10 protein-coding genes are annotated in these 12,685 nt (G+C 71.5%); 8 read left to right on the top strand and 2 right to left on the bottom strand.

Annotated features, from left to right (window positions below):
• Positions 1-108: 108 nt before the first annotated feature.
• A complete protein-coding gene (locus ACWCPF_RS16785) occupies positions 109-1,131 on the top strand; it encodes an NlpC/P60 family protein (protein ID WP_451045767.1) in 1,023 nt (340 codons plus the stop codon).
• Between the two features lie 94 nt (positions 1,132-1,225).
• Positions 1,226-2,404 carry a hypothetical protein gene (locus ACWCPF_RS16780; RefSeq protein ID WP_451045976.1) on the top strand — a complete coding sequence of 393 codons (1,179 nt, stop codon included), beginning with the start codon at positions 1,226-1,228 and terminating at the stop codon, positions 2,402-2,404.
• A 127-nt stretch (positions 2,405-2,531) separates the two neighbouring features.
• Here ACWCPF_RS16780 and ACWCPF_RS16775 read toward each other — a convergent pair whose 3' ends face one another.
• On the bottom strand, positions 2,532-3,764 hold the full coding sequence (locus ACWCPF_RS16775) for a glycosyltransferase 87 family protein (protein WP_451045766.1): 1,233 nt from the start codon (positions 3,762-3,764) through the stop codon (positions 2,532-2,534).
• 111 nt (positions 3,765-3,875) lie between these two features.
• On the opposite strand from ACWCPF_RS16775, the gene ACWCPF_RS16770 reads away from it, so the two are divergent.
• A complete protein-coding gene (locus ACWCPF_RS16770; protein ID WP_451045765.1) occupies positions 3,876-5,018 on the top strand; it encodes a glycosyltransferase family 4 protein in 1,143 nt (380 codons plus the stop codon).
• Positions 5,019-5,086: 68 nt separating this feature from the next.
• Positions 5,087-6,709, top strand: coding sequence for a GMC oxidoreductase (locus ACWCPF_RS16765; protein WP_451045975.1), 1,623 nt, complete (start codon positions 5,087-5,089; stop codon positions 6,707-6,709).
• Between the two features lie 47 nt (positions 6,710-6,756).
• Here the strand turns inward: ACWCPF_RS16765 and ACWCPF_RS16760 are convergent, their stop codons facing one another.
• The gene (locus ACWCPF_RS16760; protein WP_451045764.1) at positions 6,757-8,553 is read right to left on the bottom strand and encodes an AMP-dependent synthetase/ligase; all 1,797 of its coding nucleotides are present in this window, start codon (positions 8,551-8,553) and stop codon (positions 6,757-6,759) included.
• Positions 8,554-8,831: 278 nt separating this feature from the next.
• On the opposite strand from ACWCPF_RS16760, the gene ACWCPF_RS16755 reads away from it, so the two are divergent.
• The 4 genes from ACWCPF_RS16755 to ACWCPF_RS16740 all read left to right on the top strand — a co-directional run bounded on the left by ACWCPF_RS16755 (position 8,832) and on the right by ACWCPF_RS16740 (position 12,680).
• Positions 8,832-9,587, top strand: a complete 756-nt coding sequence (locus tag ACWCPF_RS16755; protein ID WP_451045974.1) for a metallophosphoesterase family protein — start codon at positions 8,832-8,834, stop codon at positions 9,585-9,587.
• Positions 9,588-9,749: 162 nt separating this feature from the next.
• The gene (locus tag ACWCPF_RS16750; protein ID WP_451045763.1) at positions 9,750-10,223 is read left to right on the top strand and encodes an SRPBCC family protein; all 474 of its coding nucleotides are present in this window, start codon (positions 9,750-9,752) and stop codon (positions 10,221-10,223) included.
• Between the two features lie 641 nt (positions 10,224-10,864).
• Positions 10,865-12,028: an ArsA family ATPase gene (locus ACWCPF_RS16745; protein WP_451045762.1), complete on the top strand. Its 1,164-nt coding sequence runs from the start codon at positions 10,865-10,867 to the stop codon at positions 12,026-12,028.
• Positions 12,029-12,149: 121 nt separating this feature from the next.
• Complete coding sequence (locus ACWCPF_RS16740; RefSeq protein ID WP_451045761.1) at positions 12,150-12,680, top strand: DUF5304 domain-containing protein; 531 nt, start codon at positions 12,150-12,152, stop codon at positions 12,678-12,680.
• Positions 12,681-12,685 lie beyond the last annotated feature (5 nt).

Here is a 12,685-nt window from a genome sequence, read left to right as displayed (position 1 = left end):
GGCGGGGCGTCACTGTGCGTGCCCGCCGAGGTCTTTGGCCGACCCCCTGACACAGGGCTACTGTCTGCCGCGTTTCCCTGTCCGCCAGCGGAAGGAGCGCGGCTTCCCGTGGGGTCCCATCGCCGACTTGCACGATCCGGGTTCGACCGGGGCGCCTGCAGCGCCCTGAGCGTGCTGTCCGTCGCGGCCGCCGCACTCGGCGCGGTGTCCGCCGTACCGGCCACGGCCGCACCGCACGACGACACCCGTGCCGAGGTGGACCGTCTCTACGAGGAGGCCGAGAACGCGACCGAGGCCTACAACAAGGCCGACGAACACGTCGACGTACTGCGCGGACAGGTCGGTACGGCCCAGGACCACATCGCCCGGCAGCAGGAGCGCATCAACGGCCTGCGCGAGCAGCTCGGCTCGCTGGCCGGGGCCCAGTACCGGTCCGGCGGCCTCGACCCCTCCCTGGCGCTGCTGTTCTCCGACGACCCGGAGGACTACCTCGACAAAGCGTCCGTCCTCGACCGCATCACTGCCCACCAGGCCGGTGAACTGCGGCAACTCCAGGGCGCCATGCGCGAACTCGCCCAGGAGCGCAGCGCGGCGGCCCACAAGCTCGCCGAGCTGGAGAAGAGCCGCAAGGCCGTCGTCAGCCACAAGCGGACCGTGGAGCAGAAGCTCGCCAAGGCGCGGCAGCTGCTCAACTCCCTGCCCTCCGACGAACGCGCCGCCTACGACCGGGCTTCCCGCTCCGGCCGCGACGAGATGCCCGGCCTCTCGGGCGCCGTGCCGTCCTCCGGCCGTGCGGGCGCCGCCGTGGCCGCCGTCCGCTCCGCGCTCGGCAAGCCGTATGTGTGGGGTGCCAACGGGCCCACCGGCTTCGACTGTTCGGGCCTCATGCAGTGGTCCTACGCGCAGGCCGGCGTCTCCATCCCGCGCACCTCGCAGGCCCAGGCGCACGCCGGCCGACGGATCCCGCTCTCCCAGGCGCAGCCCGGGGACATCGTCACCTACCGCTCCGACGCCAGCCATGTCGGCATGTACGTCGGCAACGGTCAGGTCGTCCACGCGCCCTATCCGGGCGCGCCCGTGCGGTACGACCCGGTCGGGATGATGCCGGTCTCGTCCGTCACCAGGCCCTGAGCCGCAGCCCCCGGCGGGCGACTGCCGCCGTACGATCGGGAGGGTGTGCGGTGGACGGCGGGTGCGTGGATCCGGGGTGCCGGGGCGCTGTCCGCTGCTTCTTTTGCGGCTTGTGTCGGTGGTTGTTCTCTTTGCGGTGGGGCTGGTCGCCTGTGGTGGGCCGCCTGCGGTGGACAGTGCGCGGGCTGAAGTGCAGCGGGTGCTCGATCGGCGGGCTGCCGCCGTACTCGGCCATGACGCGAGCGGGTACGCGGCCACCGGGGCCGCCGACGGGTACGCCGCCGTGCGGGCCGTGCCGCTGGCGGGCTGGGCGTACCGGGTGACGGCCCTGCGGCGCAGCGGGGACACCGCTACCGCCGACGCCCAACTCAGCTACCGGGTCGACGGCTACGACAAGGCCCCGGTGACGGTCGGCCGGACCCTGCGGCTGGCCCGGGACGGGGCCGGGCGGTGGTCGGTGACGTCGGAGAAGCCCGCGGCGAAGGCCGGCGAGCAGTTGTGGGACCAGGGCGTCGTGCGCGCGGTCCGGGGCGCGCACAGCCTGGTGCTGGGGGTCGGGCAGTCCGATGCGCGGCTGCGGTCCTTCGCGGAGCTGGCCGACGGCGCCGTGCCGGCCGTGTCGGCGGCCTGGGGCACCGATTGGGCCGGGCAGATTGTCGTCCTCGTGCCGAAGTCGCTGGAGGGGATGGCGGGGCTGCTCGGCTCGCCCGCTTCCGCCTACCGGGGGATCGCCGCGGTCACCACGGGGGAGACGGGCGGCGGCGGTGCGACGACGCCCGCGGACCGGGTCGTCGTCAACCCGGACGCGTACGACCTGCTCGGACAGGTCGGTCGGCAGGTGGTCCTCACCCACGAGACCACGCATGTCGCCACCCGCGCCCATACGAACGCGGCCACGCCGTTGTGGCTGTCCGAGGGGTTCGCCGACTGGGTCGGCTACCGGGAGACCGGTCGCACGCCTGCTGAGGCCGCGCCGGAGCTTCAGCAGGCCGTTCGGGACGGGGACGGGCCTCAGGCGCTGCCCGGCGACGGGGACTTCGGGTTCTCCGGTGACGCGAATCGGCTGGCGCAGGCGTACGAGGGCGGGTGGCTGGCCTGCCGGATGATCGCCGAGCGGTGGGGTGAGGTGAAGCTGGACGCGTTCTATCGGGCGGTGGGGGAGCATCGGGTGCGGGCGGGGGCGGTGGAGGGTGCGCTGCGGAGTGTGCTGGGTGTGTCCTTGGAGCAGTTCACTGCTGACTGGCGGGCATATCTGGGGGCTCAGCTCGGCTGACATCGTTCAGTTCAGCTCCGTGGTTGCCCCGTCCAGTGGGTGGGTCGGGGTCGTGGCGGTGCGGCGAGCCCGTCGCGTGTTGGGCGTACTGCTGCCTGTTGCATGGGTGGGACTTGGCTGGGACGAGCTAAGCGACGGGCTGCGCCGCACCGCCACGACCCGCTCCCGTGGGCTGGCGGCCTCGGGTGCGTGTGGGGGACTGGTCGCTGGGGCGGGGCGGCACGGTTGCGCGCCATAGGGCTCTGGCTGCTGTGAGGGCTGCTGTCAGGAGGAGGGTGTTGCGGAGCAGTATCAGGGTTACGCCCAGGGGGGTGCTTGCCACCACGTCCGCGAAGAAGATCGGGAACTCCAGGGTGGTGAGGGGGACGGCTGTGAGGACCAGGGTCGACGGCAGGGTCATGCGGGTTTTCCGGGAGCAGAGGCAGGTTGCCGAGAGGCCGATCAGCCAGATCAGGTACTGCGGGCTGATCACCCGGCTGGTGACGGTGAAGAGCAGGACCGCTGTGAAGGCCGCCTCCGCGAGTGTGTGCGGTGCTGGTTCTTTTGCCATGAGGCGCCAGAGGAGCAGCCAGCCGAAGGCAAGGGCTGTCAGGGCCAGGGCGATGTCGCCGATCAGGTCCACGTGCGGGCCCACGAACTCCAGGGAGCCGTAGCGGAAGAGGACTTCGCCCTGCCAGCCGAACTGGCGGGCCACGTGGAGGGCGAGTGCGCCCACCGATTCGACCTCGGTGCCCCGGTCGTGTTGGTAGGTGAGGAACGAGAAGGCGCCGGGCATGGTGAGGGCGAAGACGGCGGCGAGGGTGGCGGCGGTTACCGCTGTGGTGTTCCAGGCTCGTCTGCTTGCTGCTCCGGTCAGGAGTAGTACCGGCCAGACCTTCAGGAGGGCCGCCAGGGCGGTCAGTGCTCCCATGGTGCGAGGGTGTCGGGCGCCGGCCATGAGTGCGGCCACTGCTACCGCCGTCACCATCACGTCGTAGCGGGCGTAGACCGTGGGGCCCAGCAGGGGGATCGCCACTGTCCACATCCAGGCGCCGCGTGGTGAGCGGTCGGGGCGCAGGAGCAGCGTGAGGACGGCCAGGTCGGCCAGGAAGGCCAGGACGAAGAACGCCGACGCGTAGTCGAGGAAGGGCAGCAGGCCGGGGGAGAGGATCGCCAGGGCCGCGGCGGGCGGGTACTGCCAGGTGATGTCGGTGGCGGGGAAGGCGCCGGTGCGCAGGATCTCGTACCAGCCCTGGTAGGTGACCGAGACGTCCGTGGTGACGTCCGGGCCGGGGAAGACGAACACCTTGAAGACGAAGAGCAGGAGGAGGAGTCGGGTGATGCCCCAGGTCGTCAGCAGGCGCGTCAGAGTGTTGTCCAACGGTGGCCCCTTCTGTCCTGTTCATCCGGTTGTGGGGTACATGATCTCCCGGGGGGCTGTGAGGCGCAGGTGGGCGCTGCTGTGAACAGCGTTTGGATAAGGTCGGGTGCGATGCACAAGACGCTGATTGTGACCAACGACTTTCCGCCCCGGCCGGGCGGTATCCAGGCGTTCCTGCACAACATGGCGCTGCGGCTCGACCCCGACCGGGTCGTCGTCTACGCGTCCACCTGGAAGCGGGGGCGGGAGGGCGCCGAAGCCACGGCCGCCTTCGATGCCGAGCAGCCGTTCGATGTGGTGCGGGATGCCACGACGATGTTGCTGCCCACGCCCGGGGCGACCGGGCGGGCCGTCGGGCTGCTGCGGGAGCACGGGTGCACGTCGGTGTGGTTCGGGGCGGCCGCGCCGCTCGGGCTGATGGCGCCGGCGCTGCGGAAGGCCGGTGCCGAGCGGCTGGTGGCCACCACGCACGGGCATGAGGCCGGGTGGGCGCAGTTGCCCGCCGCCCGGCAGTTGCTGGGGCGGATCGGTGAGGCCACGGACACCATGACGTATCTCGGCGAGTACACGCGGTCGCGGATCGCTACCGCGTTGAGCGCCGAGGCCGCCGGGCGGATGGTGCAGTTGCCGCCGGGCGTCGACGAGAAGACCTTCCACCCGGGGTCGGGCGGTGACGAGGTGCGGGCGCGGCTGGGGCTGACCGAGCGGCCGGTGGTCGTGTGCGTCTCGCGGCTGGTGCCGCGGAAGGGGCAGGACACGCTGATCCTGGCCATGCCCCGGATTCTGGCCGCCGAGCCGGACGCGGTGCTGTTGGTGGTGGGGGGCGGGCCGTACGAGAAGGAGCTGCGGCGGCTCGCGCGGGAGACGGGGGTGGCCGGCTCGGTGCGGTTCACGGGGGCTGTGCCGTGGGCGGAGCTGCCTGCGCACTACGGCGCCGGGGACGTTTTCGCGATGCCCTGTCGGACGCGGCGGGGCGGGCTCGATGTGGAGGGGCTGGGGATCGTCTACCTGGAGGCCTCGGCGACCGGGCTGCCTGTTGTCGCCGGGGATTCCGGGGGTGCTCCCGACGCCGTGCTCGACGGGGAGACGGGGTGGGTCGTGCGGGGTGGCTTCCCGGATGATGTCGCCGAGCGCATCGTGGTGCTGCTGGGGGACGCCGAGCTGCGGCGTCGGATGGGGGAGCGGGGGCGGGCCTGGGTCGAGGAGAAGTGGCGGTGGGATCTGCTTGCGGAGCGTTTGAAAACATTGTTCTAGACTTTTCCCCCTTTGCTCTAGGCGGAGGGCGAAAATCCGCTGATGCTGCGCACATGACAGCCAAACTGATGCACCGTCAGCTGACGAGACGTCAAATCCTTGGTATGGCCGCCCTTCAGACGGCGGCCACCCTCGGCTTCACCCGCGTCGGCCTGGAATCGGCCCGTGCGGCCGAGCCCGCCGCCGTCGAATCCGCCCCTGCCATCGTCGTCGGCTCCGGGTACGGCGCCGCCGTTGCCGCCCTGCGCCTCGGCCAGGCCGGGATCCGCACCCTCGTCCTCGAGATGGGCCGGCTGTGGAACACGGCCGGCGCCGACGGCAAGGTCTTCTGCAACACCGCCAACCCCGACCAGCGCTCCATGTGGTTCAAGACCCGCACCGAGGCGCCGCTGGCCACGTTCCTGTGGCTGGACGTCGTCAACAAGGACATCAGCCTCTACCCCGGCGTACTGGACCGGGTGCACTTCGCCAACATGTCCGTCTTCGTGGGCCGCGGGGTCGGCGGCGGCTCCCTGGTCAACGGCTCGATGGCGGTCACCCCGCTGCAGTCCTACTTCGCCGAGCAGTTCCCGACCGTGGACGCGACGGAGATGTACGCCACGTACTTCCCGCGCGCCCGCGCCATGCTCGGCGTCAACACGATCGACCCCGCCTGGTTCGAGTCGACCGAGTGGTACCGGTTCAGCCGGATCTCCCGGAAGCACGCGGTGAACACCGGGCTGAAGACCACCTTCGTGCCCAGCGTCTACGACTTCGGCTACATGCAGCGCGAGGCCGCCGGCACCGCCACCAAGTCCGCCCTCGGACAGGAGGTCATCTACGGCAACAACTACGGCAAGAAGAGCCTCGACAAGACCTATCTCGCGTCCGCGCTGGGCACCGGCAACGTCACCATCCACACCATGGAGAAGGTGCGCGGGATCAGCCGGGCGAGCGACGGGACCTATCTTCTGACCGCCGACCGCATCGACGCCACGGGACAGGTCGTCGAGACCAAGCAGTACGGCTGCACCTATCTGTTCCTCGGCGGCGGCAGCCTCGGGACCAGCGAACTCCTCGTGCGGGCCCGGGACACGGGCACGCTGCCCGCGCTGGACGCGAGCGTCGGGGCCGGCTGGGGGCCCAACGGGAACGTGATGCTCGGGCGGGCCAACCACCTCTGGGACACCGTCGGCGCCAACCAGTCGACCATGCCGGTCATGGGCATCGACGACTGGGCCAACACCGCCAACCCCGTCTTCGCGGAGATAGCCCCGCTGCCGACGGGACTGGAGCACTGGGTCAGCCTCTATCTGGCGATCACCAAGAACCCGCAGCGGGCCGCGTTCACCTACGACGCCGCCTCGGGCGGGGTCAAGCTCGGCTGGAGTGCCGCGCAGAGCGCCGTCTCCATGGGCATGGCGAAGAAACTGTTCGACCGGATCAACTCGGCGAACGCCACCATCTACCGGACCGACCTGTTCGGCACCCCCAGCAGGACCTTCGCCGACGACTTCACCTACCACCCGCTCGGCGGCTGCGTGTTGGGGAAGGCGACCGACAACTACGGGCGGGTGAAGGGATATTCGAAGCTGTACGTCACCGACGGCTCACTGGTGCCCGGCAACATCGGGGTGAACCCGTTCGTCACCATCACCGCGCTCGCCGAACGCACGATGGCGCGGGTCCTCGCCGAGGACACCGCGCCATGACGCTCCGTCAGGAGAGGGAAGGGGGGCGCTACTTCGCGTAGACCACGCTACTTCGCGTAGATCGCCTCGATCTCGCTCGCGTAGTCCTTCGCCACCACGTTGCGCTTGAGCTTGAGCGACGGCGTGAGGTGGCCCGAGTCCTCCGTGAACTGGGAGGAGAGAATGCGGAACTTCCGCACCGATTCCGCCTTCGAGACCGCGGCGTTGCCGTCGTCGATCGCCGACTGGACCTCGGCCAGCAGGTCGGCGTCATCGCGCAGCGACGCCGCGGTCGAACCCGCGGGCTTGCCGTGGTCGGCCGCCCAACGGCCCAGGAACTCCGGGTCGATGGTGACCAGCGCGCCCACGAACGGCCGCCCGTCGCCCACCACCATGCACTCCGCGATCAGCGCGTGCGCCCGGATCCGGTCCTCGATCACGGCCGGAGCGACGTTCTTGCCGCCCGCGGTGACGATGATCTCCTTCTTGCGGCCGGTGATCCTGAGGTAGCCGTCCTCGTCGAGGGTGCCGATGTCACCGGTGTGGAACCAGCCGTCGGCCAGCGCCTCGGCGGTCGCGCCCGGGTTGTTCCAGTACTCCTTGAACAGGTGCTCGCCGTGCAGCAGCACCTCCCCGTCGTCCGCGATGCGCACGACCGAGCCCGGCAGCGGCTGACCGACCGTGCCGATCTTCTGCCGGTCCCAGGGGTTGAAGGCGGTGGCCGCGCAGGACTCCGTCAGGCCGTAGCCCTCCAGGACCGTGAAGCCGATGCCGCGGAAGAAGTGACCGAGCCGCTCGCCCAGCGGCGCGCCGCCCGAGATCGCGTACTCGCCCTTGCCGCCGAGGACCGCGCGCAGCTTGCTGTAGACCAGCTTGTCGAACACCTTGTGCTTGATCCGCAGCGCGAGCGGCGGGCCCGCCGGCAGCTCCAGCGCCTTGCTGTACGCGATCGCGGTGTCCGCGGCCTTGTCGAAGATCGCGCCCTTGCCGTCGGCCTGCGCCTTGGCGCGCGCCGAGTTGTAGACCTTCTCGAAGACCCGCGGCACGCCCAGGATCAGCGTCGGGCGGAAGGACGCCAGATCGTCCGTGAGGTTCTTGACGTCCGGGACGGTGCCCAGCTTGATCGGCGCCATCATCGGGGCGATCTGCACCAGCCGGCCGAACACGTGCGCGAGCGGCAGGAAGAGCAGCACGCTGCACTCGCCGGTGCGGAACAGCGGCCGCAGCCGCTCCACGACGTTTCCGCACTCGGCGAAGAAGCTGCGGTGGGTGAGCACACAGCCCTTGGGCCGGCCGGTCGTGCCCGAGGTGTAGACGATGGTCGCCGGGTCGTCGGCCTTCGCCAGCGAGCTGCGCTCCTCGACGGCCTCGTCGGAGACGTCCTTGCCGAGCCGCCCCAGCTCCTCGACGCCGCCGGTCTCGATCTGCCAGACGTGCTTGAGCGCCGGCAGCGCCGCGCGCACCGACTCGACGCACGCCGCATGGGCGTCGAGCTCGACGACGACGGCCGTCGCGCCCGAGTCGGCGAGGATCCACTGCACCTGCTCCGGGGAGCTGGTGTCGTACACCGGCACGGTGACCGCGCCCGCGCACCAGATCGCGAAGTCGAGCAGCGTCCACTCGTAGCGGGTCCGCGACATCAGGCCGACCCGGTCGCCGGGCTGGACGCCGGAGGCGATGAGGCCCTTGGCGGCGGCGTGCACCTCGGTCAGGAAGGCCGCGGCCGTCACGTCCTGCCAGGCGTCGCCCACCTTGCGGGCGATGACGGCGACGGCGGGATGCTGCGCGGCGTTTCTGCGGACGATGTCGGTCAGATTGCCGTCCGCGGGGACCTCGTACAAAGCCGGAAGGCTGAACTCGCGCAAGACTGCTGCTCCTCATTGGGCGCCGGCGCCACGACGTGGTGTGAGCACGACTGGACTGCCCGGACGTTACCCGCCGGTATGACTCCTTCGACAGGGGGGTCCGACGAGATGTTCGCTGCGTCACACAGATTGGTGTTTCCTCGCTGACAGTAGTCCACAGCTTTACTGACTGGCCAGTAACCGGTATCCCGGTCGCCACTGTTCACGTATGCCGCACACGCCTACCCTTGATCGACATGGCATCCACACCGTCCGGCAACCGCAGGACACGCATTCATGTGGTCAGCGACGTGCACGGCAACGCGCGCGACCTGGCCCGGGCCGGAGAAGGCGCGGACGCGCTGATCTGTCTGGGCGACCTGGTGCTGTTCCTGGACTACGCCGACCACTCCCGCGGGATATTCCCCGACCTCTTCGGCGTGGAGAACGCCGACCGCCTCGTCGAACTGCGCACCGCCCGCCGTTTCGAGGAGGCCCGTGAGCTGGGCGGCCTGCTCTGGAGCGGCATCGGCGGCGACCGGGCCCAGCTGATCGAGCAGGGGGTGCGCAAGCAGTACGCCGAGCTGTTCGCGGCGTTCCCCACGCCGACGTACGCCACCTACGGCAACGTCGACATGCCCCAGCTGTGGTCCGAGTTCGCCGGGCCGGGCACGACCGTCCTCGACGGGGAGCGGGTGGAGATCGGCGGCCGCGTCTTCGGCTTCGTCGGCGGCGGTCTGCGCACGCCGATGCGCACGCCGTACGAGATCAGCGACGAGGAGTACGCGGCGAAGATCGAGGCGGTCGGGGAGGTGGACGTGCTGTGCACCCACATCCCGCCGGAGGTGCCGGAACTCGTCTACGACACCGTGGCCCGCCGGTTCGAGCGGGGCAGCCGGGCGCTGCTGGACGCGATCCGGCGGACCCGGCCCCGCTACGCGCTCTTCGGCCACGTCCACCAGCCGCTCGCGCGCCGGATGCGGATCGGGGCGACCGAATGCGTGAACGTGGGGCACTTCGCGGGCAGTGGGAAGCCGTGGGCCCTGGAGTGGTGAGCCAGTGGTGGGCCAGGGGTGAGCCAGGGGTGAGCCGATGCCTGATGAAGGCGGCTGGTCGGGCGCGCGGTAGCCTTCACGCTGCACACACGTGCGCCCACGGCCGGCACACGGTGTCCCTTTCTCTACCCTGACCGGCCCGCATCCGGAGGAGCCACGGCGATGGCGGAACACACCAGCTCGAGCATCACGATCGAGGCGGCACCGGCCGATGTCATGGCGGTGATCGCCGACTTCGCCCGCTACCCGGACTGGACCGGAGAGGTGAAGCAGGCGGAGGTCCTGAAGCAGGACGACCAGGGCCGCGCCGAACAGGTCCGCCTGGTCATGGACGCCGGCGCCATCAAGGACGACCAGGTCCTGGGCTACACCTGGACCGGCGGGCACGAGGTGTCCTGGACGCTGGTGAAGTCCCAGATGCTGCGCCAGCTCGACGGCTCCTACCTCCTCAAGCCGTCCGCCGGCGGCGGGACCGAGGTCACCTACCAGCTGACCGTCGACGTCAAGATCCCCATGCTGGGCATGATCAAGCGCAAGGCAGAAAAGGTCATCATCGACCGCGCCCTCGCAGGCCTGAAGAAGCGAGTGGAGTCCGGAGACACGGCCCCCGAGACGCCCGAGACCACCGAAAAGTAACCCGAGCAGGGTCGCAGAGGCAGGCCGCGGGCGGGGGCAGCAGTCCGCGGCGCCGGGGTGCGGCAGATTGCGGATCGGCGGGCGGCAGGCCGTGGACCAGGAGCAGTAGGCCTCATGGCTGGGGACTGCCAGCCGAGGGCAGAGGGTCGCGGGCCGGGGAGCGGCGGGCTGCGGGTCGGCGGGTGGCACGCTGCAGCGCTAGGGACCGATAGGCCGTGGGCCGGGGAGTCGCCGGTCGGCGGGTGACAGTCCGCAGGGCTGGAGCCTGACGGACTGCGGCTGACAGGCCGCTGGCCGGGGAGCGGCAGGTCGCAGGGCTGGAGGCTGACAGACCGCGGGCCGAGCGACAAGTCGCGGACCGGCGGGCAGTAGGCCACAGAGCCGGGGTTGCGGCAGGTCGCGGGTTGGCGGGCGACAGGACGCCGACCGGCGGGCAGCAGGTCGTGGGGCTGAGGGCTGGCAGGTTGCGGGCCGGTGAGCGCCAGGGCGCGGGCCGGGTGCGGCAGGTCGTGGGCCGGCGGGTGGCAGGGACGCCGACCGGTGGGTGGTGGGCCGTGGGCCCGGCGGGTGGGGTGGTGGGGCGTGGGGTCGGCTGGTAGGTGGTGGGGCGGGGGGTTTGACCTCGGTTAGCGTTCGGGTTCATGCGTATCCTCCTGATCACCGGGCCCGGCGGCTGTGGCCGTACGACAGTCGCGGCCGCCACCGCACTCCAGGCGGCCGCCGGAGGGACCCGCACTCTCGTCCTCAGCGCAGACCGCACCGACACCCTCGGCGCGGCGCTCGGGACGCAGACCGGGGCGCGCCCCGTCAAGGTCACCCCGTACCTCACGGCCTGGCGTCCCGACGCCGCCGCCGGCTTCCGGGACGACCTCACCGGCTTCCAGGACCGCGCCACCACCGTCCTCGACCTGCTCGGGGCCTCCCGGCTGGACCCGGAGGAGGTCACCCCGCTCCCCGGCGCCGAGGAGCTGACCCTGCTGCGCGCCCTGCGGGACGCCGCCCTCGCCGAGGCCCACGACCTCCTCGTCGTCGACCTGCCGCCCGCCCCGCAGGCCCTGGCCCTGCTCGCGCTCCCCGAAGAACTCCGCCGCTACCTGCGCCGACTCCTCCCGCCGGAACGCCAGGCCGCCCGCGCCCTGCGCCCCATGCTCGGGCGGCTCGCCGGGGTGCCGATGCCCGCCGAGTGGCTGTACGAGACGACGGCCCGCTGGGACACCGAGCTGGCCGCCGTCGAGGCCGTCCTCGCCGACCGCGACACCGCCGTCCGCCTGGTCGCCGAGCCCGGACCGGCCGGCGCCGACGCCGTCCGCGACGCCCGCCTCGGCCTCGCCCTGCGCGCGCTGCCCGTCGAGTCGCTCGTCGCCAACCGCGTCCTGCCCGAGGAGGCCGCGGACACCGGCCCGCTCACCGCCTTCGTCGCCCAGCAGCACAAGACCCTGGGGGAGTGGGGCGACGCCCGGCGCGTCGCCCACCTCGGACACGACCCCCGGGGCGCCGACGACCTCGCCGCGCTGACCGTGCCCGCCGTCAACACGGCGGCCTCCCCGGTCGAGTGGCCCGTCGCCGACCGGCTCGCCCAGGACGGCGTCCTCGTCTGGCACCTCCCGCTGCCCGGCGCCATACGCGACGAGCTCGACCTCATCCGGCGCGGCGACGAACTCGTCGTGACCGCCGGGCCGTTCCGCCGCATCGTCCCGCTGCCCTCCGTCCTGCGCCGCTGCACCGTCGACGGCGCCGCCCTGCGCGACGGCGAGCTGTGCGTGCGGTTCGCCCCCGACCCCGGGCTGTGGCCACGGACGACGTGAGCGATATACCGCCGTTCGGGTAACGTCGTAGAGACGAGCCGTAGTCGAGTCGGCTATCAGGCGTCGTCGATCAGGTGCCGTCCGTCAGGTGTCGTCCACCAGGAGTCATCAGGAGTCCGTCATGAGCGAAGAGCGCCCCACGCCCGACGCAGCCGGGGAGCCCGCCGGGACCGCGGGCTTCGACGAGCCGCCGTTCGACGAACAGCCCCGGGTGAGCGACGCCGACGCCTGGGCCACCGCCGCCGCCGAGGACCTGGCCGCGGAGAAGGCCCGCCGCCGCGCCGAGTCCGGCCGGCCCCAGGGCTCGGCCGCCGAGGAACTGCGCAAGCTGGTCGACGCCGTCGGCGAGAAACTGTCGTCGATGCAGTCCCCGCTGCTCGGCGCGGTCGCCGGACCCGCCGCCGAGCAGGTGGTCCGTCAGGTCGTGCAGCAGGCCAAGGCCGTCGTGGAGCCCGTCATCGAACGCAACCCCGACGTCTTCGACCACCTCGCGGCGGCCGGCACCGAACTCCTCGCCGCCTACCGCTCGGCGGTCCAGACCCAGGAACGACGCTGGACGACCGGGGCGAGCGACCCCCGGGACACCCCCCGCGACGGCGGCCGGGACGGCGGCGACGACACCGGTCCCGGCCAGCGCATCGACTTGGACTGAAGCCC

The organism is Streptomyces sp. NPDC001858 (assembly GCF_053594615.1).
Note: the sequence above shows the minus strand (reverse complement) of the source record. Positions and strands in the feature narration are given on the sequence as shown.

Coding starts and splice junctions, on each gene's coding strand:
- ACWCPF_RS16770 (WP_451045765.1), top strand. CDS start 3,876: ATGCACAAGACGCTGATTGTGACCAACGACTTTCCGCCCCGGCCGGGC.
- ACWCPF_RS16765 (WP_451045975.1), top strand. CDS start 5,087: ATGCACCGTCAGCTGACGAGACGTCAAATCCTTGGTATGGCCGCCCTT.
- ACWCPF_RS16750 (WP_451045763.1), top strand. CDS start 9,750: ATGGCGGAACACACCAGCTCGAGCATCACGATCGAGGCGGCACCGGCC.
- ACWCPF_RS16745 (WP_451045762.1), top strand. CDS start 10,865: ATGCGTATCCTCCTGATCACCGGGCCCGGCGGCTGTGGCCGTACGACA.
- ACWCPF_RS16740 (WP_451045761.1), top strand. CDS start 12,150: ATGAGCGAAGAGCGCCCCACGCCCGACGCAGCCGGGGAGCCCGCCGGG.